This is a genomic window from Dyella sp. AtDHG13, assembly GCF_003201105.1.
GTDB classification, from domain to species: domain Bacteria; phylum Pseudomonadota; class Gammaproteobacteria; order Xanthomonadales; family Rhodanobacteraceae; genus Dyella; species Dyella jiangningensis_B.
Genome location: NZ_QICJ01000004.1, coordinates 1 through 25,562 on the forward strand (window position 1 = coordinate 1; position 25,562 = coordinate 25,562).

The 25,562-nt window shown below is 66.0% G+C and carries 28 protein-coding genes and 1 pseudogene; 20 read left to right on the forward strand and 9 right to left on the reverse strand.

All coding sequences use genetic code 11. From position 1 onward, the window contains the following. The 5 genes and pseudogenes from BDW41_RS08375 to BDW41_RS08395 form a co-directional block, all read left to right on the forward strand. Nucleotides 1-205: integrase core domain-containing protein (locus BDW41_RS08375; RefSeq protein ID WP_146217329.1), on the forward strand; the 205-nt coding region annotated here is incomplete at its 5' end. 114 nt (nt 206-319) lie between these two features. Continuing rightward, on the forward strand, nt 320-496 hold the full coding sequence (locus BDW41_RS08380) for a sensor histidine kinase (protein WP_110301562.1): 177 nt from the start codon (nt 320-322) through the stop codon (nt 494-496). A 292-nt stretch (nt 497-788) separates the two neighbouring features. Then, nucleotides 789-2,006 (forward strand): annotated as a pseudogene (locus tag BDW41_RS08385) (CocE/NonD family hydrolase); the annotation flags it as partial. A 356-nt stretch (nt 2,007-2,362) separates the two neighbouring features. Next, nucleotides 2,363-3,130 (forward strand): ABC transporter ATP-binding protein, encoded by a 768-nt coding sequence (locus BDW41_RS08390; protein ID WP_074551877.1) that lies wholly within the window; start codon nt 2,363-2,365, stop codon nt 3,128-3,130. Nucleotides 3,131-3,132: 2 nt separating this feature from the next. Next, the gene (locus BDW41_RS08395; RefSeq protein WP_146217330.1) at nt 3,133-3,951 is read left to right on the forward strand and encodes a hypothetical protein; all 819 of its coding nucleotides are present in this window, start codon (nt 3,133-3,135) and stop codon (nt 3,949-3,951) included. A 127-nt stretch (nt 3,952-4,078) separates the two neighbouring features. Here the strand turns inward: BDW41_RS08395 and BDW41_RS08400 are convergent, their stop codons facing one another. Then, nucleotides 4,079-4,828: an SDR family oxidoreductase gene (locus BDW41_RS08400; protein ID WP_074551876.1), complete on the reverse strand. Its 750-nt coding sequence runs from the start codon at nt 4,826-4,828 to the stop codon at nt 4,079-4,081. A gap of 99 nt (nt 4,829-4,927) precedes the next feature. On the opposite strand from BDW41_RS08400, the gene BDW41_RS08405 reads away from it, so the two are divergent. From BDW41_RS08405 to BDW41_RS08435, 7 genes are all read left to right on the forward strand, one after another. Next, on the forward strand, nt 4,928-5,845 hold the full coding sequence (locus BDW41_RS08405) for a LysR family transcriptional regulator (protein WP_074551875.1): 918 nt from the start codon (nt 4,928-4,930) through the stop codon (nt 5,843-5,845). A 220-nt stretch (nt 5,846-6,065) separates the two neighbouring features. Then, nucleotides 6,066-7,112 carry a Dyp-type peroxidase gene (locus BDW41_RS08410; protein WP_074551874.1) on the forward strand — a complete coding sequence of 349 codons (1,047 nt, stop codon included), beginning with the start codon at nt 6,066-6,068 and terminating at the stop codon, nt 7,110-7,112. Further along, nucleotides 7,105-7,908 carry a family 1 encapsulin nanocompartment shell protein gene (locus BDW41_RS08415; protein WP_074551873.1) on the forward strand — a complete coding sequence of 268 codons (804 nt, stop codon included), beginning with the start codon at nt 7,105-7,107 and terminating at the stop codon, nt 7,906-7,908. The genes BDW41_RS08410 and BDW41_RS08415 overlap by 8 nt, the downstream gene beginning before the upstream one ends. A 30-nt stretch (nt 7,909-7,938) precedes the next feature. Beyond that, nucleotides 7,939-8,136, forward strand: a complete 198-nt coding sequence (locus BDW41_RS08420; RefSeq protein WP_074551872.1) for a hypothetical protein — start codon at nt 7,939-7,941, stop codon at nt 8,134-8,136. Nucleotides 8,137-8,157: 21 nt separating this feature from the next. Beyond that, nucleotides 8,158-8,430: a hypothetical protein gene (locus BDW41_RS08425; protein WP_074551871.1), complete on the forward strand. Its 273-nt coding sequence runs from the start codon at nt 8,158-8,160 to the stop codon at nt 8,428-8,430. 329 nt (nt 8,431-8,759) lie between these two features. Continuing rightward, nucleotides 8,760-11,039 carry an FdhF/YdeP family oxidoreductase gene (locus tag BDW41_RS08430; protein WP_074551870.1) on the forward strand — a complete coding sequence of 760 codons (2,280 nt, stop codon included), beginning with the start codon at nt 8,760-8,762 and terminating at the stop codon, nt 11,037-11,039. Between the two features lie 20 nt (nt 11,040-11,059). Beyond that, on the forward strand, nt 11,060-11,275 hold the full coding sequence (locus BDW41_RS08435) for a DUF2945 domain-containing protein (RefSeq protein WP_074551869.1): 216 nt from the start codon (nt 11,060-11,062) through the stop codon (nt 11,273-11,275). Nucleotides 11,276-11,294: 19 nt separating this feature from the next. On the opposite strand, the gene BDW41_RS08440 is transcribed toward BDW41_RS08435, so the two are convergent. Further along, complete coding sequence (locus BDW41_RS08440; protein ID WP_074551868.1) at nt 11,295-12,323, reverse strand: alpha/beta fold hydrolase; 1,029 nt, start codon at nt 12,321-12,323, stop codon at nt 11,295-11,297. Between the two features lie 112 nt (nt 12,324-12,435). Continuing rightward, nucleotides 12,436-13,419: a helix-turn-helix domain-containing protein gene (locus tag BDW41_RS08445; protein WP_074551867.1), complete on the reverse strand. Its 984-nt coding sequence runs from the start codon at nt 13,417-13,419 to the stop codon at nt 12,436-12,438. A gap of 330 nt (nt 13,420-13,749) precedes the next feature. Here BDW41_RS08445 and BDW41_RS08450 point away from each other — a divergent pair, with 330 nt between their 5' ends. Both BDW41_RS08450 and BDW41_RS08455 read left to right on the forward strand, forming a co-directional pair. After that, nucleotides 13,750-14,160, forward strand: a complete 411-nt coding sequence (locus BDW41_RS08450) for a nuclear transport factor 2 family protein (RefSeq protein ID WP_074551866.1) — start codon at nt 13,750-13,752, stop codon at nt 14,158-14,160. Further along, on the forward strand, nt 14,157-14,768 hold the full coding sequence (locus BDW41_RS08455) for a LysE family translocator (protein WP_074551865.1): 612 nt from the start codon (nt 14,157-14,159) through the stop codon (nt 14,766-14,768). The genes BDW41_RS08450 and BDW41_RS08455 overlap by 4 nt, the downstream gene beginning before the upstream one ends. On the opposite strand, the gene BDW41_RS08460 is transcribed toward BDW41_RS08455, so the two are convergent. Continuing rightward, on the reverse strand, nt 14,765-15,238 hold the full coding sequence (locus BDW41_RS08460) for a hypothetical protein (RefSeq protein WP_074551864.1): 474 nt from the start codon (nt 15,236-15,238) through the stop codon (nt 14,765-14,767). The genes BDW41_RS08455 and BDW41_RS08460 overlap by 4 nt on opposite strands. A gap of 225 nt (nt 15,239-15,463) precedes the next feature. Between BDW41_RS08460 and BDW41_RS08465 the strand changes: the two genes are divergently transcribed. After that, complete coding sequence (locus BDW41_RS08465) at nt 15,464-16,222, forward strand: LytTR family DNA-binding domain-containing protein (RefSeq protein ID WP_074551863.1); 759 nt, start codon at nt 15,464-15,466, stop codon at nt 16,220-16,222. Nucleotides 16,223-16,237: 15 nt separating this feature from the next. Here the strand turns inward: BDW41_RS08465 and BDW41_RS08470 are convergent, their stop codons facing one another. The 3 genes from BDW41_RS08470 to BDW41_RS23510 all read right to left on the reverse strand — a co-directional run bounded on the left by BDW41_RS08470 (nt 16,238) and on the right by BDW41_RS23510 (nt 17,701). Further along, nucleotides 16,238-17,017 carry an SGNH/GDSL hydrolase family protein gene (locus BDW41_RS08470; RefSeq protein ID WP_074551862.1) on the reverse strand — a complete coding sequence of 260 codons (780 nt, stop codon included), beginning with the start codon at nt 17,015-17,017 and terminating at the stop codon, nt 16,238-16,240. Nucleotides 17,018-17,065: 48 nt separating this feature from the next. After that, nucleotides 17,066-17,458 (reverse strand): DUF5329 domain-containing protein, encoded by a 393-nt coding sequence (locus BDW41_RS08475; RefSeq protein ID WP_074551861.1) that lies wholly within the window; start codon nt 17,456-17,458, stop codon nt 17,066-17,068. Nucleotides 17,459-17,557: 99 nt separating this feature from the next. After that, on the reverse strand, nt 17,558-17,701 hold the full coding sequence (locus tag BDW41_RS23510; RefSeq protein ID WP_199535307.1) for a hypothetical protein: 144 nt from the start codon (nt 17,699-17,701) through the stop codon (nt 17,558-17,560). 208 nt (nt 17,702-17,909) lie between these two features. Between BDW41_RS23510 and BDW41_RS08480 the strand changes: the two genes are divergently transcribed. Continuing rightward, entirely contained in the window at nt 17,910-18,179 is a 270-nt protein-coding gene (locus tag BDW41_RS08480; RefSeq protein ID WP_074551860.1) for a hypothetical protein, read from the forward strand. Here the strand turns inward: BDW41_RS08480 and BDW41_RS08485 are convergent. Then, nucleotides 18,172-19,014, reverse strand: coding sequence for an AraC family transcriptional regulator (locus tag BDW41_RS08485; protein ID WP_074551859.1), 843 nt, complete (start codon nt 19,012-19,014; stop codon nt 18,172-18,174). The genes BDW41_RS08480 and BDW41_RS08485 overlap by 8 nt on opposite strands. Before the next feature lie 168 nt (nt 19,015-19,182). Here BDW41_RS08485 and BDW41_RS08490 point away from each other — a divergent pair, with 168 nt between their 5' ends. Then, nucleotides 19,183-20,064, forward strand: coding sequence for an isocitrate lyase/phosphoenolpyruvate mutase family protein (locus BDW41_RS08490; RefSeq protein WP_074551858.1), 882 nt, complete (start codon nt 19,183-19,185; stop codon nt 20,062-20,064). Between the two features lie 2 nt (nt 20,065-20,066). On the opposite strand, the gene BDW41_RS08495 is transcribed toward BDW41_RS08490, so the two are convergent. Continuing rightward, nucleotides 20,067-20,981: a LysR family transcriptional regulator gene (locus tag BDW41_RS08495; RefSeq protein WP_199535308.1), complete on the reverse strand. Its 915-nt coding sequence runs from the start codon at nt 20,979-20,981 to the stop codon at nt 20,067-20,069. Between the two features lie 95 nt (nt 20,982-21,076). Here BDW41_RS08495 and BDW41_RS08500 point away from each other — a divergent pair, with 95 nt between their 5' ends. The 3 genes from BDW41_RS08500 (at nt 21,077) to BDW41_RS08510 (ending at nt 25,483) form a co-directional block, all read left to right on the forward strand. Then, nucleotides 21,077-21,955, forward strand: coding sequence for an aldo/keto reductase family oxidoreductase (locus BDW41_RS08500; RefSeq protein WP_074551857.1), 879 nt, complete (start codon nt 21,077-21,079; stop codon nt 21,953-21,955). Nucleotides 21,956-22,065: 110 nt separating this feature from the next. Further along, entirely contained in the window at nt 22,066-24,027 is a 1,962-nt protein-coding gene (locus BDW41_RS08505) for a tetratricopeptide repeat protein (protein WP_074551856.1), read from the forward strand. A gap of 181 nt (nt 24,028-24,208) precedes the next feature. Further along, on the forward strand, nt 24,209-25,483 hold the full coding sequence (locus BDW41_RS08510) for an MFS transporter (RefSeq protein WP_074551855.1): 1,275 nt from the start codon (nt 24,209-24,211) through the stop codon (nt 25,481-25,483). The last annotated feature ends 79 nt before the right edge of the window (nt 25,484-25,562 follow it).

Below are 25,562 nucleotides of genomic sequence, written 5' to 3' on the forward strand. Positions count from 1 at the left end.
GTGCCTCAACGAAAACTGGTTCGTCTCGCTCGAACACGCCAAGGCAACGATTACGGCGTGGCGACGCGACTACAACGAAGTGCGTCCGCACAGCTCGCTCGGCAATCGCACGCCTTCCGCGTTTGCGGCCACACTTCGCGATCAAGGAACCCTTGCCAACCCATCACCGAGCGATAAGCTCGCAACCTTGGACTCTACGAAATAGGTTTTGGCCCTAAGCCCGGGGGCAGGTCAAAGGGACCCCGGGCCATTAATTTCTGTAGCGACCCAATTGGCGGTGTTTGACCCCAATGGAACCGAAACACGAAGGCGCACACTCATGCTCGCATCCAACCGCATCGATAGCGCTGTCAGATACAGCGGTTGGGCCAGCAATATCTACATCAGCTGCACTCAGATCAGCCATGAAGTCGTTTTATCAGTGCGGGACGATGGCCAGGGCGTTGCAGCTTCCGAAGTCAACAAGTTATTTGAGCGGTTCTTCCGCAGGACGTGAATAAGCGAGTGCGGGAGCGGTATAGGTCTTTCATTGACGAGGCGGATTGCCAGAGCCCATGGCGCCACGATCACCGTCGTACCTGGCTTGGATGAACGTGGATTCAGGGCAGAAGTTCTCCTTGCCGCTAAAGGCTTTCCGGATGAAAGCGATGCCTAGTTAGAGAAACTAGAGAAAGGTATGCAAGCACGTTCTTTGTAACTTCACTTCGAAGAGCTTTTTCTTCTTCAAATTAGTGACCTCTCTGTGCGCGACAAATGTGTTTTCTAGGTGCTGCTTCAAGGGGAACTACATGAGAACAAAAATAATGGCAGCGCTACTTGCCACTTCAGCAACGTTCAGTGCTGGCGCGCAGGAAGGGAAGGTTTCACCCGACATGGTCCAACATGGCAGCGACATACCCATCAAGTGGAATGCGCCGGCAAGCCCGAAAGACTACGACAAGCGCGAAGTCATGATCCCGATGCGGGATGGGATAAAGCTCCATACGGTCATTCTGATTCATCACGGGGCCCATGATCAGCCCATCTTGCTTGAGCGTACTCCGTACAACGCATCCGGCCTGGTGGCAGACAAGCCGCACATGCGGGATGCTGTGTTCGAAGCAGATCGTGAGTGGGTCGACGATGGTTACATCATCGTCATGCAGGATATTCGCGGTAAGTATGGTTCGGAGGGCGACTATGTCATGTCGCGGCCGTCCATCGGCCCACTCAATCCAACGAAAACAGACGATACAACCGACGCCTATGACACCGTCGATTGGCTCGTCAAGAACGTCGCGGAGAGCAACCACAAGGTTGGCATGATTGGCTCCTCCTATGACGGTTGGACCGTCACGATGGCCCTGCTCGGACCGCATCCAGCGCTTAAGGTCGCAGCACCTGAAAGTCCCATGATCGATGGGTGGCTGGGCGATGATTGGTTCCACTACGGCGCATTTCGCCAGTTCCAACTCGACTACATCACCAAGCAGACCAGCGTAAAGGGAGAAGGTGACGACGTTCCTCGCGATGGCGTTGACGACTATCAGATCTTCCTCGATGCTGGCTCCGCGGGTGCTTATGCAGAAGCGCATGGTCTTAAGCAGCTGGCCTGGTGGAATCGCATGTCGGCACATCCCGCCTATGACGCCTTTTGGCAGCTTCAGGCCCTGGACAAGAAAGTTGCTCAGCAACCGTCCAACGTTCCCACGATGTGGCTCCAGGGGCTTTGGGATCAAGAAGACATGTACGGCGCTGTGCATAGCTGGGCAGCCCTCAAGGCAGCGGGTCACGCTGACAACAACCACCTCGTTATGGGCCCGTGGTACCACAGTCAAATCAACGGCGTTGCGCGGAATTTAGGGCCCCTCGAATGGAACGGCGATACAGCCACCACGTTCCGTCGTGATGTGATGATCCCGTTCTTCAATGTCTATCTCAAAGACAAACCGACTGCGCATCCGTTGCCTCCCGTGCTCATCTACAACCCGTCCGAGAACCATTGGGATGCGTTCTCCGACTGGCCGGGTACGCAGACCCCGGCGTGCGCGCGCTTTCGCGACCTGTCGCAGATCGTCGGCAGCGTGCTGCAGGTGGCCTTCTACCTCACGCCCATCATGTGGCTGCCGCGTAGCTTGCCGGCCAACGTGTCGGTGTATCTGCTGGATTTCAACCCGGCCTATCACCTGCTTGAAATCGTGCGCGCGCCGCTGCTCGGCCAATGGCCCAGCGCCATGAACTGGGGCGTTTCCGCGGCGCTGGCGGTGGTCGGCTGGGCGCTGGCGCTGTTTATCTACGGCCGCTACAAGCGGCGCATCGCTTACTGGTTGTAACGGGAAGAGACGTGGACCGTCTCTCGCCTTCCTGCAGGGGTTGAACTGACATGGCGATCATCGAATTTGAAAACGCGACCGTCGATTTCGCGATCTACAACGCGACCGGCCGTTCGCTGAAGAAAAACCTGCTGCGCGTGGCGACGGGTGGGCAGATCGGCGCCGACGAGCGCGGCCGCGTGGTGGTGCGCGCACTGGAAAACCTGACCTTCACCCTGCGCAAGGGCGATCGCGTGGGTTTGCTCGGCCACAACGGCGCGGGCAAGAGCACCCTGCTGCGCGTGCTCAGCGGCGTGTACGAGCCTTCGGCCGGACGCGCCCGCATCGAGGGCAAGGTCGGTTCGCTCATCGATATCTCGCTGGGCATCGATCACGAGGCCACCGGCCGCGAGAACATCTATACGCGCGGCGCGCTGCTTGGCATGACGCGGGCGAAGATGAAGGGACACATCGACGAGATCATCGAGTTCTCCGAGCTTGGCGACTTCATCGACATGCCGGTGCGCACGTATTCCACCGGCATGCACATGCGCCTGGTCTTTGCCGTGTCCACCATCCTTCGGCCGGAAATCCTGCTGATGGACGAGTGGCTCTCGGTGGGCGACGAAGGGTTCCGGCATCGCGCGGAAGCTCGCCTGTCCAGCATGGTGGAGGCCACGCACATCCTGGTGCTGGCTTCGCATTCCCGCGAGCTCATCCTCAACACGTGCAACCGCGTGATCTGGCTGGAGCACGGCAAGATCCGCATGATGGGCGACGTGCGCACCGTTACCGACGCCTACTTCGGCGTCGCGCCGAGCGAGCTGCACGCCGCCTGAGCATGTCGGTGGTCGGGGCGGAAGGCGACTTTCGCGGCAAAGCGGCCATTGCGAAGCGCACACCCCACGCAAACCATGCGCGACACGTAGCCCGGATGAAGCCATCGGCGGAATCCGGGTTCACTCCGTGCCACATGTTCCCATATCTGAACCGGCAGCGCTTTCGCACGGCCATCCCGGATTCCGCCGTTGGCTTCATCCGGGCTACGAACTCCTGGGAGGTCAGCATGTATCGCATGACATGGCAAGCCTTGAAGGTCGCGTTTGTCGTGGTCGTGAGTGCGGTTTCGCTATCCGCGATGGCGGCGGATGATTCCCCGGCAAACCCGACCGCCGTCTTCGCTACACCGCCGCGCGATGGCTCCCACGACTTCGATTTCCTTATCGGCAACTGGAAGGCGCACGTCCGCCGTCTGCCGGATCGGCTGAACAACTCCCACGATTGGGTCGTGTACGACGGCATTTCCAATCATCACAAGCTGATCGACACCAACGCCAATTTCGAGCAGTTCGACGTGACCAGCACGGACGGGAAGCTGCACATGCGCGCGCAGACGCTGCGCATGTACAACCCGGACACGCATCAATGGAGCATCTATGGGTTGGACCTGGACAAGGGCGAGCTCGATGCGCCCGTCATCGGCGAGTTTCACGGCAACCGCGGCGAGTTCTACAACCACCAGACCTGGAAGGGGCGCTCGGTGCTGGTGCGCTGGATGTGGCTGAACATCTCACCCCATGCGGCGCGGATGGAGCAGTCGTTCTCGCCCGATGGCGGGCAGCATTGGGAAGTGAACTGGATTTGCGAGTTGAGCCGATGATGTTGAGGGATCCCGGATTTCGCTGCGCTGCATCCGGGCTACGTGTGGCGTGATGGTGGGGGCAGGTTGATCCTTGGGTTCACGTGGCGCGTGGCGGGCCACGAAGCACGCCACGCGCCGGCAAGGCTTACAGCTGGCTCATGCCGCCGTCGGCGATCACTTCGGTGCCGACGATAAAGGCGGACTCGCGCGCGGTGAGGTGCAATACCGTGGCGGCGATTTCTTCCGGCGTGCCGAAGCGGCCCAGCGGCACCTGTGCCTGGATCTGCGCGGCCACCGCATCCAGCGCCGCGGCATCCACGCCAAGCTTGTTGTAGAGCGGCGTGCTCACGGGGCCGGGGCTCACCACGTTAACGCGCACGCCGCGCGGCAGCAGTTCGGCGGACAGCGTGCGCGCCAGGCTCACCAGGGCGGCCTTGCTGGCGGCGTAGATCGAGGTATCCGGCATGCCGATGTGCGCGTTGATCGAGCCGTTAATGACGATGGCCGCGCCCGGGTTGAGCAAGGGCAGCAGGGCCTGCAGCTGGAAGTACGGGCCCTTCACGTTGGTGTCGAAAATCTGGTCCCACAGCGCGACGTCCGCGTTTTCCAGCGAAGCGAATTTGGCGACGCCGGCGTTGATGAACACGGCGTCCAGGCGCAGGCCGCGATGGGCGAGTTCATCGGCCAGCGCCTTGGCGGCCGGCAGCGAGCCGGCGTCGTTGGTCAGCGCCACGGCCTGCGGGCCGATGCTCTCGGCCGCTTGGGCCAGTGCCGCCCCGTCGCGGCCGGTGATGACCACGCGGGCGCCTTCGGCGGCGTAGGCCCTGGCGGCGGCCAGGCCAATGCCGCTGCTGCCGCCGGTGACGAGTACGGTCTTGTCTGCGAAACGTTTCATGGTGGTGACTCCGAGTTGGTGGGAACGGTTGCCATGCTGCGCGCCATCCCGGGCTTTGCCGTACGATGCGTTTGGCCCAGACGTTCGAAGGTATCGAACATGTTATCGGACGACGAACTGGCCTTGCTGCAGGCCATCCACAGCAGCGGCAGCCTGACCCGCGCGGCCGCCCTGCTGGGCAAGGCGCCCTCTACCGTTTCGCACGCAGCGCGGCAGCTGGAGGCGCGCTTCGACGCCCTGCTGTTCGACCGGCGCCGCTATCGCCTGCAGCTCACCCCGGCAGGGCGTTTGCTGGCGCAGGAATCCGCGCGCCTGGCGCAGGACGTGTCGCGGCTCACCCGTCGCGTCAAGCAGGTGGCCGGCGGCTGGGAGGACCGGCTGTGGATCGTCACCGACGAACTGCTGGAGTTCGACACGCTGGTGCCGGTGATCCGTGCCTTCGACACGCTGAAATCCGGCGTGCTGCTGCGGATCACTCACGAGGTGCTCAACGGCACCTGGGAAGCGCTGCGCGACGGCCGCGCGGACCTGGTGGTCGGCGCCACCAATGCGCCGCCGGTGATCCCCAACCTGCGCTGGGAAGAGCTGGGCGTGATGGAGTGGGTGTTCGCGGTGTCGCCGCGCCACCCGCTGGCCAAGGCGGCCGAACCGCTGGAGCAGGAGCAACTGCTGCCGTATCGCACGGTGGTGGTGGCCGACACCGCGCGCAGCCTGGACAGCCGTAGCTTCGGCATCCTTGGCGGCCAGACCACGCTGGCCGTACCCAGCATGCGCGCCAAGATCCTGGCCCAGCGCGAAGGCCTGGGCGTGGGCTGGCTGCCCCGCCAGCGCGTGCAGTCGCTGCTCAAGCGCGGCGAACTGGTGGAGAAACGCATGGCGGCGCCGCGCGACCCGAACCGGCTGTTCGTGGGCTGGCGCGGCGATCATCACGGCCGCGCGCTGGACTGGTGGCTGGAGCAACTGCGCCAGCCGCGCCTGGCGAAGAAGTTGCTGCTGGGTATCGACGCGTGGGGTTGAGCATGCGTGCCTGACGGCGCGCGGATGTCATTCGCCCAAAGGCCGGCCGCGGCCGCTTAGTGTGACAGCTTGTTGACGAGCGCGCCGCGACAATCCTCCGCTCGCCGGTGACGGTTCCATCTCGCGGCACGGCGCCGCCGGGGGTTGATTGTCGGCGCGCTTGGGTGCTTCATGGCAGGACGGCCGCGCATCAGCGGGCCAGGGCCTAAAGGAGTGGATTGTGCCTTCCATCGTTTCGCAGCCGGTTGCGGAGAAACTCACGCAATCGGCCATCTTTCTCGTGGTGACGCTGTCGCCGCAGCCGCAGACCGACGTGGCGGTGCGCCAGCTCTGCGCGGACATGTCCTCGCTGCTGCGCGGCATCGGCTTCCGTCACCCCACGCGGCGCCTGTCGTGCACCATGGGTTTCGGCTCGGAGGCGTGGGATCGCCTGTTCGGGCAGCCGCGCCCCGCCGATCTGCATCCCTTCATCGAGATCAAGGGCGAACACCACGCGCCGTCGACGCCGGGCGACCTGCTGTTCCATATCCGTGCCACGCATATGGACCTGTGCTTCGAGCTGGCGTCGCAGATCATGTCGCGCCTTGGCGATGGCGTGACCTCCGCCGACGAAGTGCATGGCTTCAAGTACTTCGATGAACGCGACTTGCTGGGCTTCGTCGACGGCACCGAAAACCCCTCCGGCCAGGCCGCGCTGGATGCCGTGCTCATCGGTGAGGAGGACCCCGATTTCATCGGCGGCAGCTACGTGATCGTGCAGAAATACCTGCACGACCTGGCGGCGTGGAACAAGCTGCCGGTGGAGCAGCAGGAGCGCATCATCGGGCGGCACAAGCTGTCGGACATCGAGCAGGCCGAGGACGCCAAGGCGAGCTACGCGCACAACGTGCTCACCAATATCGAGGAGAACGGCGAGCAGTTGCAGATCGTCCGCGACAACATGCCGTTCGGTGACGTGTCCAAGGGCGAGTTCGGCACCTACTTCATCGGCTATGCGCGCTCGCCGGCGCGCACCGAAAAGATGCTCAACAACATGTTCGTCGGCAACCCGCCCGGCAATTACGACCGACTGCTGGATTTCAGCAAGGCGGTGACGGGGTCGCTGTTCTTCGTACCTACCGCCAGCTTCCTCGACGACGTGGATCCGCAAGGCGCGCCCGCGCCGGTCGCGGCGATCGAGGACGCATCCCATGCGAGCGCGCCCGCGCCTTCGCCGGACGGTTCGCTCGGTATCGGTTCGCTCAAAGGAGAACCCGCACATGAATAATCTTCACCGGAAGCTTGCGCCCATTTCCACCGGGGCGTGGGAGCAGATCGAGCAGGAAGCGGCACGCACCTTGAAGCGCCATCTGGCCGCGCGCCGCGTGGTGGACGTGATCGGGCCCAAGGGCACGGAGTTCTCCTGCGTGGGCACGGGCCATCAGGAAAAGATCAAGTCGCCGGACAACGGCATCGAAGCGCATCTGCGCGAGGTGAAGCCGGTGGTGGAGTTGCGCGTGCCGTTTGAGCTCTCGCGCAAGTCGCTGGATTCGGTGGAGCGCGGCGCAAACGATCCCGACCTGCAGCCGCTCAAGGACGCCGCGCGCAAGATCGCCTTCGCCGAGGATCGCGCGGTGCTCGAAGGCTACGAGCAGGCGCATATCGAAGGCATCCGCAAGGGCAGCAGCAACCCGGCCATCGCCTTGCCGAAGGAAGCCACCGGCTATCCCGCCGTGGTGGCGCAGGCGGTGAGCCAGCTGCGCGAGATGGGCGTCAACGGGCCGTACACGCTGCTGCTGGGCGAGCAGTCGTACACGGCGGTGAGCGCGGCGACCCAGCACGGCTATCCGGTGGCGCGCGACATGCGCAACCTGGTGGACGGCGACATCATCTGGGCGCCAGCCATCAGCGGCGGCGTGGTACTGAGCACGCGCGGCGGGGATTTCGAGCTGCATCTGGGGCAGGACATCTCCATCGGTTACCTCAGCCACAACGAAAGCACGGTGCAGCTGTACCTGCAGGTGTCCTTCACCTTCCTGCAGCTGACGGCCGAAGCCGCGGTGATGCTGTCGCCCAGCAAGTAGAACCTTGCCTGTCGAAGAGGAGGGCTCCGCGTGGACGAGTTCGATCTCTACATCAACCCCAAGAAGCCGACGCTCGGTCTCTACGTGAGAAAGGGCGCCGGCCTGCCCGACCTGGCCGACGCCAGCCAATGGCAGCTCGAAGGCCACGTGTGGGCCAACGAGCTGCCGCCGGCCATCCTGCAGGGGCTGGAGGCCAACGGGCACGCCTTCCAGGAACTGGGCAGCTGATCGCGTCGCGAGGACAAGGCCATGCTCAAGGGCAAGCTGAAAGTCGCGGTACCCATGCCACCACCGCCGGGAGACGACGATCTGGCCGCATGGGATGTGATCGACTCCACGCCGTGTGGGGTGGAGATCGATGGCGCCGATTTCAGTCCGGTGCCGGGGCAGGCGGGTGTTTTCCGCGCATCGGCGCCGGCGGAGTTCAAGCTGACCGTGACGGCGACGGTGTCGAGCGGCGGCAGCGTCGCGCTGGCGTTTTCGCGTTATGTGGATGATGTGGAGAATGATTTGAGCGTGTAGCGGTTCTTCACGGTTGCTGTGAGGAACATTCCCCTCACCGTCATTCCGGCGCAGGCCGGAATCCAGTGACTTTAGTGTTGGGTTTTCGCGGAACGCCTCACAAAAGATGGTGCCTATCGCGACAACCTACCGTCATCGCTACTGGATCCCGGCCTGCGCCGGGATGACGGTGAGGGGCTAGGTGGGCATGTGGCACGCTGGCGATGCGCGAGTTCGCTGAATCATATCCGTCCCGACATCATAAGCTCCCTCACCCCAGCCATGCGGCCACCCGGTTTGTGTATAAAGACCGCCTACGTGACCCAGATCAGGCTGCAGGACTTCGCTTCATGGCTGACCAAGACATTCCCGGCATCCGCACCTACGACAAGCCCGCGGGCGGATGGGGCGCGCTGCGCGCCACGGCGCGTGCGGTGCGTGAGCAGATGGATGCCGCCGAGGCGACCGTCACGCTGCTGCGCACCAACAAGCCCGATGGCTTCGATTGCCCGGGTTGCGCGTGGCCGGACAAGAAGCACACGTCCACCTTCCAGTTCTGCGAGAACGGCGCGAAAGCCGTCACCTGGGAAGCCACGCACAAGCGCGTGCCGCCGACCTTCTTCAGCGCGAACACGGTGAGTTCGCTGTGGCGCTGGAGCGACTACGAGCTGGAGGACGAAGGGCGCCTGACGCACCCCATGGTCTACAACGCTGACAAGGACATCTACGAAGCCATCGGCTGGGACGAGGCCTTTGCGCGCATCGGCGAGATCCTGCGCGGCATGGATGACCCTGACACAGTGGAGTTCTACACCTCGGGCCGCGCGTCCAACGAGGCGGCGTTCCTCTATCAGCTGTTCGCGCGCGAGTTCGGCACCAACAACTTCCCCGACTGCTCCAACATGTGCCACGAAGCCACCAGCGTGGGCCTGCCGCCGGCCATCGGCATCGGCAAGGGCACGGTGTCGCTGGACGATTTCGACCACTGCGAACTCATCATCGCGATGGGCCACAACCCCGGCACCAACCACCCGCGCATGATGGGCACGCTGCATGAGGTAGCCCGGCGCGGTGCACCCATCATCGTGTTCAATCCGCTGAAGGAACGCGCGCTGGAACGCTTCGCCGATCCGCAGGATGCGCTGGAGATGGCCACGTTAGGCTCCACGCCGATCGCCTCGACCTACCTGCAGGTGAAGATCGGCGGCGACGCGGCGGCGCTCAAGGGCATCATGAAGGCGTTGCTGGAGATGGACGCCGCGGCCGGGCCGGATTCCACCGTGCTCGATCACGCCTTCATCCGCGAACACACCCAGGGTTTCGACGCGCTGGCCGGCGACCTGCGCGCCACCGCATGGGCGGATATCGAGGCGGCGTCGGGCCTTGCCGAAAGCGATCTGCGCGACGTGGCGGCAGCCTATGCGCAATCCAACGCCACCATCATCACCTACGGCATGGGCATGACCCAGCACCGCACCGGCACGCAGAACGTGCAGCAGGTGGCCAACCTGCTGCTGCTGCGCGGCAATTTCGGCAAGCCGGGCGCGGGCATCTGTCCGTTGCGCGGGCATTCGAACGTGCAGGGCGACCGCACCGTCGGCATCACCGAGAAGCCGGCCGCCGCGCAGCTGGACCGCATCGAGCAGGCATTCGGCTTCCGCCCGCCGGCGAAGCACGGCCATGATGCCGTGGCGGCGATGCAGGCGATCATCGATGGCCGTTCGAAAGCGTTGCTCTGCCTGGGCGGCAATCTCGCCGTGGCCCTGCCCGATCCGGAGGCCTGCCTGCCCGCCATGCGTCGCCTGGAATTGCAGGTGCACGTGGCGACCAAGCTCAACCGCTCGCACCTGCTGACCGGCAAGCACACCTTCCTGCTGCCCTGCCTGGGGCGCACCGAGCGCGACATGCAGGCCAGCGGCCCGCAATCGGTGACGGTGGAAGATTCGATGTCCATGGTGCATGCCTCGCGCGGCAAGCTCACGCCCGCGTCCGAAGCGCTGCGTTCGGAGCCGGCGATTGTCGCCGGCCTCGCCAAGGCGACCTTGCCGCATACGCGCGTGCCGTGGATGGAACTGATCGCCGATTACGACCGCATCCGCGATGCCATCGCCGCCGTCTTTCCGGATTTCGGCAACTACAACGAACGCATCCGCGTGCCCGGCGGTTTCCGCCTGCCGCTGCCGCCGACCGAGCGCGTGTGGAAGACGCCTTCCGGCAAGGCGCAGTTCCTGCTGTTCCGTGGCGTGGAGGAAGATCCCGTCGTTGCCGGCGAAGGCGTGCTCAAGCTCACCACCATCCGCAGCCACGACCAGTACAACACCACCATCTACGGTTACGACGACCGCTATCGCGGCGTGTTCGGCCGCCGCGACGTGGTATTCATGAACAAGGACGACCTTGCCGAGCTGGGCATCCGCGAAGGCGATGCGGTGCGCGTGGAAACGGCGTTCGGACAGGGCAGGGAACGTCGCCTCGACAAGGTCATCGCGGTGGCCTACGAGATCGCCCGTGGCGCTGTGGCGACCTACTACCCCGAGGGCAACTGCCTGGTGCCGCTGGACTACCACGACAAGGTCAGCGGCACGCCGTCCTACAAGTCGGTGCCGGTGCGGGTAACGCGGGCGACATAAACGGCTGCAGGAGTCATGCGATGGCCAGAGCGTTCAAGGTAGGCGACCACGTCAGCTGGAATTCCGAGGCGGGCCGGGTGAGCGGCACGATCACCGCGGTACACACCCATGACTTCGACTACAAGGGCCACACCCACCACGCGACGGACGACGATCCGCAGTACGAGATCAAGAGCGACAAGACCGATCACGTCGCCGCGCACAAGGGCGCGGCGCTTCGCTTGCTGTCGCGTTGAGCCTGGATGGCGGCATCGTCTAGCGATGCCTGCCGCCCGATGCGCAGGTGAGATAGCCCTCGTACGCCGCATCCAGCGCGGCGCGTGAATCGCGGGGAAGATAGGCGTTACCGCCATGAGGTGCATCGCTCGCGGCTGCGCCTAGAAACTCCAGCGTCTTCCCGATCACCAACGGCTCGCGCAGCAGGCGCCGGTGGCCCAGTCCGCGCGTCACCATTAGCTGAGACGCCGGCCACGATGCGGCCACCGCACGCGCCTGCGACAGCGGCACGTCGCGGTCGTCCTCGTCATGGATCACCAGCAGGCGCCGCCACTTGTGCGTGTCTTCCAGCGTGGCGATGTCCAGATACGACCAGGGATGCCCGAGCCAGCGCTGCACGTCGGTACTGAAGGCCGCAACGACGCGCTCGTTCGCGCCGATGGCGCGGGCGAAGCCGTCCACGGCGGCGAAGGGCTGGGCGAACGGCGCGATGAAGACGATATTCGCCGGCGCCTGCCATCCCGCGCGCAAGGCCAGCGACAGCGCGGTGCAGCCACCGGAGTGCGCGACGATGCCGGCCACCGACGTTTCGGCCGCCGCCACCGTGGCCAGCGCATCGGCAAACTCGAAGAAGGTCACCTGTCGGCCGCCGTGCCGGCTGGCGTCGGATGCGCCATGCGCCGGCGCGTCGAATGCCACCACGCGGAAACCGGCCGCGTGCAGCGGCTCCACGAACGCCTGCCAATGGCCCGCGTAACCGCCCCAGCCATGCAGCAGCAGGATGGCCGGGCCTTGGTTATCCCAGGCCCACGCGGCCACGCGGCGCCCGTGCACGTCGAACGACAGCCGCGTGGCGCTCTCCAGCACCGCTTGTTCCGACGCACGGGGCCGCAGGCGCGGCGCGGAAAACCACAGCCGTTTCATCACGGCGGCGGCGGATGGCGGGTGAATCGCTCCCAGCACGCGCATGCCTGAGCGCAGCAGGCGTTGGCTGGTGGATATGCGGACAGGTTTATCCGCGCGTGGCGTCGATGCGTTCGATGACGCATGCAAGCTCATGCTGTCCATGGGTCCTGCTCGTGGTGTCCAAGTCAGGGGGGACGTTAGCAATCGCTTTCATCCACGGCAGCGGGCGCCACGGCCAGAATGATGGGCGCATTCGCCAACCTTCGGCGTGTTGTCAGAACACCGTGATGTCGGCGCTGTGGAAGCGTTTGCGAAAGGCGGCGGGCGTGAGCTGCGTGCGCCGCGTGAACAACCGCGAGAACGTCGCCACGTCGAGATAGCCCACTTCACCGGCGATCTGCGCCACGCTCAGCGTGGTGTTTTCCAGCAGCAGCTTGGCCTTCTCCACGCGCAGGTCGTGCAGCAGGTCGAGCGGCGAGCGACCGGTTTCGGCGTGGAATTTCCTGAGCAGCGTGCGGCTGGAAAGGTTGAACGCATCAGCCAGCGCGTCCAGCCGGTAACGCTGCGCCAGGCGTTGCTCGAACCACGCGCTTACCGCGCGCGCGAACGATTCCTTGCGCTTGTGGCTGAAGCGATGGTCAAGGTATGCAGCCTGGCTGCGCCGGCTGTGATCGATCAGGCTGAAGCGCCCCACGGCGCGCGCCAGGCTGGTGCCGGCACAATCGCGGATCAGCTGCAGCGCGAGATCGCCATAGGCGGTGAATGCGCCGCAGGTGACGATTTCCCCATCGCGGATCAGCAGCGCATCGGGGATCACCTCCACGCGCGGATAGCGCCGCGCCATTTCCCCGGCCAGCGCCCACGCGGTCGTCGCCTGGCGTCCATCCAGCACGCCGGCCTCGGCGAGCAGCAGGCTGCCGCCGCAGATGGAGGCGATCTTGCGCTGTTCGGCCGCGTGGCGGATCAGCCGCTTTTCCTCATCCAGGCCGGCGAGCGCGGTGCCGATGTCCTCGGCGCTGTTGAAGTCGAACGCGGGCACCACCAGCAAGTCGAACGGCACCGGCGCCGCCACGCTCAGTTGCGCGCCGCCGGCCAGCCGCACCTGCCCGGCCCGCGTGCCGATGATCGACACCGCGAACGGCACCGGCGCCTCCGGTGCGCGCAGCAGGCTGATGCGGTTGGCGACCAGCAGCACGTCCGACAGCCCAAGGACTTCGGCGCCCATGCATCCGTCGTAGGCGAGTATGGCGACGCGCACGTTCGTTCCCTTCGATCACGGCGATACGCCAAGCGTGGCGATTTTGCCCTGTGCGTCAAGCGCCACTTGGCCTGGCGGAGTTGGCTTTATGCAGCCAGTGGTGGCGCGCATTCGCTAGCGTTATCAAGGTCATGCGCGATCATCGCCACGATTTTCCGGCGGCGCGGGTGGCGGGCGAGGCGTCAAGATTGGCGGGATCGCACACGGTATCCGCGAATGGGCGGCGGCATTGCCCATCGATCTGTCGCCGCCGCCCAGTGACCGGGCCCTGGCGCCAACCTAGGCTGCGCTCATCTTCCCCATCCCCGTGCTTTCCTGCCGGAGCCACGCATGCCTGAGCGTCATGTGGTCGATACCTTTGTTTCCCTGGTGGAGAACGGGCGCTTTATCGAAGCGCTGCAGCGCTACTACCACCCGGCCGCCGTGGTCTGGGAAAACCGGCAGACGTCGCGCAACGGGCTCGATGTGCTGATCGAGAACGAGCAGCGGGTGCTCAATGCCTTCACTGCGGTGGATGGACGCGCGTTGCAGGTGATGGTCGATGGCGATCGCGTCGCCATCCAGTGGCGCTTCGAGTTTTCGAACGATGCCGCCCACGTGTCGCTGGACGAAATGGCCGTGCAGCAATGGAACGACGGCAAGATCCTCCACGAACGTTTCTACTATGATCCCGCGCAGCTGCAGCCGCAGGGCGTTGCGCCCGCGGCGGCCGATACGTCGACGGAGGCGTCAACCCCATGAGCCTTGCCTTTCTGATCACCGCGCTGCTGGTGGTGGCCTCGCCCGGCACGGGCGCGATCTACACCATTTCAAGCGGCCTCACGCACGGCGTGCGCGGCGGGCTGGTCGCCGCGCTGGGCTGCACGGTCGGCATCGTGCCGCACATGCTTGCCGCCGTGCTCGGGCTGGCGACGGTGTTCCGCGCCAGCGCGCTGGCCTTCGAAGTGCTCAAGATCGCTGGCGGCGCCTACCTGCTGTACATGGCGTGGCAGGCGCTGAGGGACACGCGCATGCTGCAGGCGAACGGCGCGGACAAGGAGCGGAGCGCGGCGAAGATCATCGCCTCCGCCGTGCTGGTCAACCTGCTCAATCCCAAGTTGCCGGTGTTCTTCCTGGCGTTTCTTCCGCAGTTCGTGCCGGCCGATGATCCGTCGCCCATCGCGCACATGTTCGGGCTCAGCGCGGTGTTCATGGCGATGACCTGGGTGGTGTTCGTGCTCTACGGTTGCTTCGCGGCGCGCATGCGTGTGCATGTGCTGTCGCGGCCCGCCGTGCTGGCCTGGATGCGGCGCGGTTTTGCGGCGGGCTTTGCCTTGCTCGGTGTGCGCCTGCTGACCAGCCAGCGCTAGCTCGCGGGCTGGCGCATGGCGCGGCTCGCCATCCATGCGATCGGCAGGCCGACCAGCACGGTGTGGCTGAAGATCTGCTCGCCGAACGACAGCGCGGTGAAATGCGGAAACAGCGCCGGCCAGCGCAGCGGCAGCACGATCAGGTTCATCACTGCCCACAGCAACAGGCCATAGAGCAGGCCGGAGGCTATGGGCCTGGCGGTAAGCCACGGAACCCGGCGCGCCACGGCGAGAAACGCGGCAACCATCGCCAGCATGATCAGGAAATGCAGCAGCACGCCGACCACGAGCGCGGGCGCACCGGCTTTCACCGCGCCCGGCCAGATGCCCGAAGCGATGCCCACGGGTATCGCGAGCGGGTTCTTGCTTGCCAGCGCCGCGTAGCTCAGGGCCGAGATCAGGTCGAGTGTGCCGGCCACCAGGGTGGCGCGAACGAGTGGGCTCTTGGGTGTGGCGGGAAGGCTGTTCATGGCATCTCTTGGTGGCCGTCGAACGGATCGATGCGGCCAGACACTAGAAGGCGATGGCGCGATGGAAAAGCGGTTTTCGACAAGCGGACCGTTCTTGCCCGTCGTGCGGCACGGAAGACGTGGAGCGATAGGCCGTGACGCCAGCATCGTATGGACGGCCAAATCGCCACGGGAAAAGGTTGGCCTTGATCGAGATTCCAAATCCGTTCGTCATGGAGCACCTGCATGATCCGCGCCTTGATCGTCGACAATGAGCCGCAGGCGCGCCACGGCGTGCGCACGCGCCTGCATCGCGCCCCGGATATGCGCGTGGTGGGCGAGGCAGCCTCGGGCGAGGCGGGACGGCGAATGATCGAGGCGCTGCGTCCCGATGTGGTCTTTCTCGATATCCAGATGCCGGGTATGGACAGTTTCGGCCTGCTGACCGGCTTCGATGGCGCCGAGCCGCCGCTGGTCATTTGCCTTGCCCCGCACGGTGGCTATGCGCTGCGCGCCTTCGGCGTGCATGCGGTGGATTATGTGATGAAGCCCATCGACGACACCCGTTTCGACCATGCCGTGCACGCGGTACGCCAGCGCGTGGAGGAGCGCCGCGCGCATCAGGTGCTCCGTGCCTCAGGCAACGTCGTGGCGCCGCCTCGCGCTTCGTGGGAAACGCGTGTGTCGGTGAAGCAAGGCGGGCGAACCCTTTGGGTCAGCGTGAACGAGATCGACTGGATACAGGCCAGCGGCGATTACGTGACGCTGCATGTGGGAACACGCAGCCACATGATCCACGAGAGCATGGATGGCATCGAGCGGCGGCTCGACCCACTGTGCTTCGCACGGATTCACCGCTCCACCATCGTTGCGCTCGATCGCGTGCACTGCCTTCGCCTGCTGCCCACGCGCGACGCGCTGGTCACGCTGCGGGACGGCACCGCGCTGCGCGTCAGCCGCCGTTTCCGGCATCGCCTGGGCCAGGATCGCCTGCGCCTGCCGTAGCGGGCGCGCGCGGGTTTACTTCGATGGCGCGATGGCCTGCACGGCCGCGCGGGTCAGTGGCTCCATCACGGCATAGCCGCGCTTGGTCGGATGCACGCCGTCATCCGCCAGGCCGGGTTTCATGCCGCCCTGCGCGTCGGCCAGTGCGCCGTAGTAGTCCACGTAGGTGTGGCCGTGGCGCGCGGCATACGCCTTGATCCATGCATTGAGGGTGCGGATCGTGTCGACCGGCTGCACGCCGGGCCGCCAGGGAAAGCGCGCGGCCGGCGGAATCGAGCCGAGGATGATGCGAATGCCCTGCGCATGGGCGAGCTCCGCCATCGATGCGATATTGCCCTCGACCTGTTCCAGCGTGACCGGGCCGGTGTTGCCGGCGACGTCGTTGGTGCCGGCGAGGATATGCACGGCCTGCGGATGCAGGTCGATCACGTCCTGGCGAAAGCGCAGCAGCATCTGCGAGGTGGTCTGCCCGCTGATGCCGCGGTCGACATAGCCGTGGGTGAAGAAGTTCGGATCCTGCTTGCCCCAGAATTCCGTGATGGAGTCGCCCATGAAGACGACGCGCGGCGCCTGGCCCGACTTGGCCAGCGCGGCGTTCTGCGCGCGGTACTGGCACAGCTTGCCGAAATCACGCGCGAGTATGTACGAGGTCCATTGGCCCTCCGGCACCTGATCCGGCGTTTTCTCCGTGGCGCAGGGATCGGCCACGACGCCGGTGGCGTCGTCCTGCGCATGGGCAGGCAACACGGCGAGGCACAGCAGAGGAGCAAGCACGGCGGTGATCCAACGGGTCATCGTGGTTCTTCCTGCGGGTTGAGAAGTGGAGGCGGAAGGCGTCGTCGTCTAGGGGCCGGCTTTTCGCAGGCGCTGCAGTTCGTCGGTGAGCCAGCTGGCGGACGGTTGTTCCTTGCCCTGGCAGCGCACGAGATACGGCTTGCCGCTGAGGCTGCTTTCGGTGGCGGCGAGGCGGATGAAGTCCTCCGCTGAATGTATCTTGCCGTGCTGCTGCAGGTAGTGCAGCTTGTCTTCGAGATGACTTTCGGCCTGCGCGCCGCCGTAGTCGGTGCCGTTGCGCACGAAGGTGCAGGGGCTATGGGCAATGAAGGAAAGCAGCGCGGCGATCTCGCGTTGGCTGGTGTCGTCGGGGGCGGCGAGCACAGCCATGGATGAAACAAGGCCGACGCCGGCGAGCAGTGCCGCCAGAATGGTTCGATGGCGTTTCGCGGTCTCGTCCACGTATCGGTGCTCCGCGCGTGCCGGCCCGGCACCGGGCGAGTATGACAGTGGCGTCGCTCAGGGGAAAAGGCGCGCCCGTCACGCGGGCGCGCCCTGGTTTCAGCCGGCTGCCTTGGACTGCGCTTCGCGCAGCTGCTGCGCGCACTCCTCGCAGCACACCTCCACCACGCGCTGGCCGATGGTGACTTTGATGGCGTTTCCGTCCAGCGGGTAATCGCAGGCGGCGCAGGTTTTCTCGCTCATGGTTTTCTCCAGTGGTCACCCGATCGTGGGTGCATTCAGAAGACCACGGGTGTGCGGGAAGGCGCTGTCGAATTCTTTAGTCGTTTCGCCGGCGCGCGGCATCGCAAGCCGGGACGGATCGCCGCGCAAACTCGGAGTCGTCTTATGTTGATGGCCGGGAGCGGCTTTTTAAGCTGTGCACCTCGTTTTCCGGCTTGTGCAGACTCCCGTGTTCAATATCGATTCCCGCCCCATCAGCGGCTCCAGGCATCACGCCGGTGACGTGCGCGCACTCAAGGCCTGGGCGCGCGGCGGCGGTGTGCTCTTTGCGCTGGCGACGGCGCTGTCCATGGCGTATTCCGCCGAATGGAAACTGGGCCTGATGCTGCTCGATCCCCTGGTGTGGATGATGTTGCTGGTGGCATTGGCGGCCGGCTCGGTGTGTGGCTGCGCCGTGGGCGTGCGGCGGGTGGAGCGCGCGGGCGGGCGGATCAGGTAGCCGGCGCTTCGCCGCGCGACGAGCGCCGGAATTCGGCGGGCGAGCGGCCATACGCCTGCCGGAACGCGTGAGTGAAATGGCTGTGGCTGGAGAAGCCCAGCTCGGCGGCCAGCGCGGAAAGATCATCCATCCGGCCCAGCAGGTCGAGCGCGCGCGCCAGCCGCAACTGCAATTGGTAGCGATAAAGCGGCACGCCTTCCACCTGCTTGAACACCTGGGTGAGATAGACCGGCGAACTGCCGACTTCCTCGCCGATGTCGGCGAGTGTCCAGCGGCGTGAAAGGTCGCTGGCGAGCAGCATCTTCACCCGGTCGGCCAGGCGTCGCCGCGCGTGGGTGGAACTGGGCGTGCGCGAAGTGCGCGGCCCCAGGCTGCGGCACACCAGGGTGAGCGCCAGCGCCTCGGCTTCCAGCGCTTCGATGCTGCCGTTGTGCAGGCTGTGCCGCAGCAGCGCGACCAGCGCCTGCGCGCGGGCATCGATGCGCTGCGATTGCGCGCGGAAGGTCAGGCCGTCTTCGGCGTGGACGAGCGCCTTCGGCGCGAGTTCGGCCAGCAAGGGTTCGGCCAGGTTCATCGACAGGCAGGCGTCGCCGCCGTCGAGCGGATGGCTCACCTGATAACCCTGCTCGCGGTTGAAGAACAGCACGTGGTTGGCGTCGGCCACCGACTGGTCAGACGCCACGTGACGCAGATAGAGCCCGCGATAGGGAAACACCAGCTGCGTGGAGCGGGCGCATTCCTCCGCGCTGCGGTGACGGCAGGTGCCACTGCAATGCACGTCGCGCAGCGTGAGGGTTTCCGTCGACAGCAGGACGTGGCTGGTGATGGTCGACATGGACGCGTGGCCGGCAAGGCTCGGGCGGGATATGGGCCGAGCATAACAAGGCGCCTGGCCCGGAACCTGTGCCGAGGAAGGGATAGCTAAAGATTCTGACAGCGCCAAAGAGGCGCGGATGGTCCCATGACGCTGCCCGGAGTGCGGGCGCCTTCACGGATCACCGTCATGAGCAACGAACAGCACACGGCCCGCGCGCAGGCGTTCCATCGGCTGCATGCCGGCAGCGCGCCGCTGATTTTGCCCAATGCCTGGGACGCGGCCAGCGCCCGGGTCATCGAAAAGGCCGGCGCGCCCGCTATCGCCACCAGCAGCGCCGCCATGGCCTGGGCGCTGGGCTACCCGGATGGCGAGCAACTGGGACTGGACGACCTGCTCACCGCCAGCCGCCGCATCATCGATGCGGTCTCGGTCCCAGTGAGCGTCGACGTGGAACGCGGCTACGGCCGTGACGCCGACGAGACCGGCGAGCTGGTCGGTGCGCTGATCCAGCTCGGCGCCGTGGGCATCAACATCGAGGATGGCAAGGATCCCGCTACCGGCCGTCTGGCCGACGCGCGCATTCTGCGCGACCGCATCGCCAGCATTCGCGCGGTGGCGGAGCACCACGGCGTGCCCTTGTTCATCAACGCGCGCACCGACGCGTACATCACGCCCGGCCTTTCCGGCGAGGCGCGTTTCAAGGAGGCACTGGATCGCGCGAGGTCCTTCGTTGAAGCGGGCGCGGATGGCATCTTCGTTCCCGGATTGGCCGACTCCACCGAAATCGCCCGCTTCGCCACGGCGCTGCCGGTGCCGCTCAACGTATATGTGGGTTATCCAGGCGCGCCGGATGCGAACACGCTGCGCGAATTGGGCGTACGCCGCATCAGCCTCGGCTGCGGCACCATGCAGGCCGTGCTTGCGCATCTGGCGCGCATCGCGGAAGAAGCACTCGCGCAGGGACGCTTCGAGCTGATGGGCGAGCACATGCTCACCGTGGCGGAAGCGAACGGCCTGTTCACGTCGTCCTCGCCGCGCATGTTGCCCGAGACGCGCCGCACCGCATGAATTCAAGGCTTGCCTGATGCATTGCGTGCCTTGATGAAATCCACGAAGGCGCGCAGTGGCGTCGGCAGGTTCTGTCGGCCGGGGTAGTAGAGGAAAGGGCCGCTGAAGTTTTGCCACCACGGTTCCAGGATGGCTTCGAGCGCGCCGCCGTCGATGTGGGCGCGCAGCAGGTCTTCGTACATGTGCGCTACACCGAGGCCCGCGAGTGCGCCGTGGATGAGCAGATCGAGCGCTGCGCCGGGACGGGTGCGCAGCGGGCCGGACGGTTCGATGCGCACGATCTCGCCATCGCGTTCGAATTCCCACACCGGCATGGCGCCGCTGGCGAACTGGCCGCGCAGGCAGGCGTGTTGCAGCAGGTCGCGTGGATGTGCCGGCCGGCCGTGCGCATCGAGGTACGCAGGCGTGGCGGCGGTGGCGAAGCGCTGCACGCGCGGACCGATGGGAATGGCCACCATGTCCTGCTCCAGCCGCTCGTCGTAGCGGATGCCGGCATCGCAGCCGGCGGAGAGCACGTCGACAAAGCTGTCCTCAACCATCACGTCGACCACGATGTCCGGATACAACGCGAGGAAGTCGGCGAGGATGGCCGGCAGCACCACGCGCGCCACGCCGGCCGGCACGTTGAGCTTCAGCGTGCCCGTGGGCTTGTCGCGGAACACGTTGAGCACGTCCAGCGCCGCTTCCATTTCCGACAGCACCGGCGTCAGGCGCTCGATCAGGCGTTGGCCGGCCTCGGTGGGCGCCACGCTGCGGGTGGTGCGGTTGAGCAGGCGAACGCCGAGTGCGGCTTCCAGCCTGCGCACCGCCACACTGAGTCCGGAGGCGGACACGCCGCTGGCGCGCGCGGCATCGCGGAAGCCGCCGGCCCGGGCGACGGCGAGGAAGGCGGCAAGATCGTTGAATTCCATGGCCATTGTGCAAAGTTTTGCACAGCCTGTGCGCATTGGCATGGATTCTCCAACAGGCGGACCGCGCGCATAGTGATGCCACCCCATCGAGGACCTTCGCCATGACGCATTCCCACCAGACCTCCCCCTTCGCCGGCCACGCCGTGAACCGCATGGGCTACGGCGCCATGCAGCTGGCCGGACCGGGCGTGTTCGGCCCGCCGAAGGATCATCAGGCCGCGCTCGCCGTGCTGCGCGAGGCGGTCGATGCCGGCGTCAACCACATCGACACCAGCGATTTCTACGGCCCGCACGTCACCAACCGGCTGATCCGCGAAGCGCTGCATCCGTATCGCGATGGTCTGGTCATCGTCACCAAGGTGGGCGCCATCCGTGGCGACGACGCCTCCTGGCTGCCGGCGCAGGAGCCGGCGGAGCTGGAACGCGGCGTGCACGACAACCTGAGGAACCTCGGCCTGGACGTGCTGGACGTGGTGAATATCCGCATCATGGGCGACGTGCACGCGCCGAAGGAGGGCTCCATCGCCCGCCAGGTGGAAGCGCTGGCGGAGCTTAAGCGCCGTGGGCTCGTGCGCCACGTGGGCCTGAGCAACGTCACGACGGCGCAGGTGGCCGAGGCGCAGCGCATCACCGAGATCGTCTGCGTGCAGAACCACTACAACCTGGTGCATCGCGCGGACGACGCCCTCGTCGATGCGCTGGCCTCGCAGGGCATCGCCTATGTGCCGTTCTTTCCGCTGGGTGGCTTCACGCCGATCCAGTCGTCGGCGCTGTCGGACATCGCCACTTCGCTGGGGGCGACGCCGATGCAGGTCGCGCTGGCGTGGCTGCTGCATCGCGCGCCGAACATCCTGTTGATTCCCGGTACGTCCTCGCTCGCGCACCTGCGCGAGAACCTGCAGGCCGCGACGCTTGCGCTGTCCGACGACGTGCTGGCTGCGCTGGATGGCCTGGCCTCGCCAGCAGCTTCCGTGGCCTGAAGGGAACGGCGCGCCCGCCACGGATCGGCGGGTGCGCCGCCGCGCATGTCATGCACGGTTCCGGGGCGGGCCGGCATACTGCGCGCCTGAATCCACGCAAGGAAACACGGATGTTCAAGCGCATCATGGACCGCCTGTCGGGCAAGAATGCCGACCAGGCCACGGCAACCGCGTCCGCGCCGGACGAGCAGGAACTCATCACCGTCTACGACGCCTACGGCCGCGAGATGCGCATCACGCGGGCGGACTGGCGCGACCGGTTGTTCCTGCCCCAGCTCCAGTCCAGCTGGGACCAGCCGGATGCGCTGTACTCGTTGATCGTCAATGGCATCAACGACGGCATGGTGGAAGAGGTCAAGCCGGCATCCGCGCGCCTGCTGACGATCGATCCCATCCCCGAACGCAGCGGCACCGTGCGCGCCATCGTGCTGCTCAAGCTCGGCCATCTCGACGATGCGGAAGCCGTGTTGCGCGAGACCATGCAGAAGGTCGGCGACACCGGCACCTTGCTCACCAACCTCGCGAAAGTGCATGCCGCACGCGGCGAACACGAGAGGGCCGAAGCCACCCTGTGGACGGCGATCGAGCGCGAGCCCAACCTCGACAACGGCCTGATGTGGTGGGCCGCCATGCACAAGGAGCGCGGTGGCGACGAAGCCTATGCGGCCGCATTGCAACGCGTGGCGGCACTGCTCGGCAGCTGGCGCGCGCAGCTGTGGCTGGCGCGGCGGCATCTCGAACGCGGCGAAGTGGACGACGCGCGCGCGTTGTACGAACAGTGGCTGGCGAGCGAAACACTCGATGGCGATGCCTTGATGATGGTGTCGGGCGACCTTGGCAACCACGGCCAGGTGCCGCTGATGATCGAACTGATCGCGCCCGCGCTGGATCTGCAGCGGCACGATCCGCGCGCCGCCATGAATGTGGTGCAGGCCTATCTGCAGCTGGGCAGGGTGGAAGAGGGCGAGGCCCTGCTGTCCCGGCTCTACGCGCTGAACCTGCCTCCGTTCAAGCAGCACCTGGATCGCTATGCGGCGCAGTTCCAGCAGCTGCGCACGCAGGAGGCGAAGCCCACGCCCATCGTCGAGCAGGCCATGGACGTCGCCGGCGTGCCCTACAGCGGGCCGATCTGGACTTACGGCCTGCGCGATCCGCAATGGTTGTTCAGGCCCAAGCCCCAGGATGCGAAGAAGGTGCTGTTCCTGTGCCTCGCCAAGAAGCTGACCGGTGGCGAAGTCGCGCAGCAGGAGCGCGAGAACGCCATCGGTCGCCTGAGCCGCGCCTTGCCGCTGTACTTCGCCGAATCCGTGCATGGCTGGACCGATGCCGAAGGCCAGGCGGTGATCCCAGTGGTGCGCGGCGGCGGGCCGGTGTTGTTCGGCGCATCGGAGGATGAGGACGAAACCATCGCCGCGTTCAAGTCGCATGGCGATATCGTGGTGTGCGGCACCATCGACGACAGCGACGGCCGCTGGCGCATCGCTTGCAGCGCGTGGTCCGCGGAGAAGAACGACTGGATCGCCCGCGAGCGGGTCGACGTGCCCGTCGCCGAACTGGCGCAGGGCGTGCTCGCGCTGGAGCAACGCCTGCTGGCCGCGATCGGCGGCACGCGCGACACGCCTTGGGACGACGGATACACGCGCCCCACGCCGGAGGCGATGGACGTCTATCTCACCGGCCTGTCCCAGAGCCTGATGCTGTCGCTGGTGTCCCATGGGCTGGTGCCCAAGGAAAACCTGTGGGGCGAACGCAACATGCTCGAGTGGTGGTTGCGCATGGCCCTGCAGTGGCCATCGTGGGCGGTGCCCCGCATGGCCTACCTGGCGGCGTTGTCGAATGCGGCGCGTTACGCATCGCCGGTGCTGGAAGAATTCCGCGAACGCACGTTGGCTCTGCTCAAGAGCATCAAGGACGAGCAGCCGATGCTGGCGCGACTGGCGCCTCTCGCCTGGCATTGCTTCGGCATGAACGATGCGCTGGACGATGTGCGCCGGCACGCTGCCGACGACGAAGCCTATACACAGTGGCTGGATCGCGTGGCGCGCGGCGGACAGCGGAGCGTCGACGCCTAGGCATCGCTGGATCGAGGCGGCGTCCATCGTTCCGCGCCGGCGTTCGTTGCGGGATCACGCCCGCTTGCTGTTATGGTTCACGGGCAAGGGCGCGCGGCGAGTAGCGCGCGGCCGATCGACAGCACGTGTTGCGGCTCGCGCCAGCGCCGCAGGGGCGTGCGCAACCCGACGGAGGATGCCGATGACGAGCGCTGTGCAGGGCCATGCACCCATCACGCGTGCGTCGATGGTGATCGCCGCGCTTTCCACCGTGGTCGAGTGGTACGACTTCACGCTCTACCTGTATTTCGCCACGGTGCTGTCGCGCGTGTTCTTCGGCGGCGGCGAGCATTCGCTGCTGGCCACGCTGGCGGGTTTCGCCATTTCCTATGCGATGCGTCCGCTGGGCGCGCTGGTGTTCGGCGTGATCGGCGACCGCCTCGGCCGACGGCACACGCTGCTGTTGTCGATGGCGCTGATGACGGTGGCGATGCTGGTGACGGCGCTGCTGCCGGACTATCGCCATATGGGCATGACCGCCGGTTACCTGTTGCTGCTGTTGCGCTGCCTGATGGCGTTCTCCGTGGGCGGCGAATACACCGGCGTGGTGGCCTATCTGCTCGAAGGCGCGCAAAAGCGCCATCGCGGCCTGGTGACGTCGCTGGCGTCGGCGGCCAGCGAGATCGGCGCGCTGCTGGCGGTGGGCGTGTCGGCGCTCACAGTGGCGCTGGCCAGCCGCGCGCAGCTGGATGCGTGGGCCTGGCGCATACCGTTCTTCGTTGGCGCGGCCCTGGCCGGCAGCATCTGGATCGCGCGTTCGGCCATGCAGGAGTCCCCGGACTTCCGGCGGCAGCAGGCGCGCGGCAGCGTGCCCGAGACGCCGGTGCGCGACACGCTGGCCCATCATCGCCTGGCGATCTGGCGCACCTTTGCCATCTCCGCGCTGGGGTCGATCACCTACTACGTGGGCATCACCTATGTGCCCGCCTTCCTGAGCACCACCGGCACGATGGGCGAAGGCGAATCGCTGGGGCTGTCCACGCTGGCGGCGGTGGCGGTGATCTTGGTCACGCCGTGGGTGGGCTCGCTTTCCGATCGCGTGGGGCGCAAGCCGGTGCTGGCATGGCTGGCCTTGCTGAGCGCCGCGCTGCCGTCGGCGATGTTCGCCCTGATGGCGCATGGCTCATCGGTGCAAATCGTGATCGCGGCGGTGGTGCTGGCCTGCGTGGCCGGCGGCGTCAGCGCGGTGGGCGCACCCGCCACGGCGGAGCAGTTTCCGGGCGAAGGCCGCCTGAGCGGGCTGGCGCTCGGCGTCACCGTGGCCACGGCGATCTTCGGCGGGCTTACTCCGTTTCTTGCCGAACTGTTGATCGGCCTGACCGGCTGGGCGGCTGTGCCGGGCGCGATGATCGCGGTGATCGCGCTCGCGGTGCTGCCGGTGTTGCTGACCATGCCCGAGACCCGGCCGGAGAGTTGATGGCGGGTTGCTGTGCCACCACTCGCTTCCACCGCCTGAAGTCCGTACATAAAAAGGCCGGGACCCCTTGCGAGGTCCC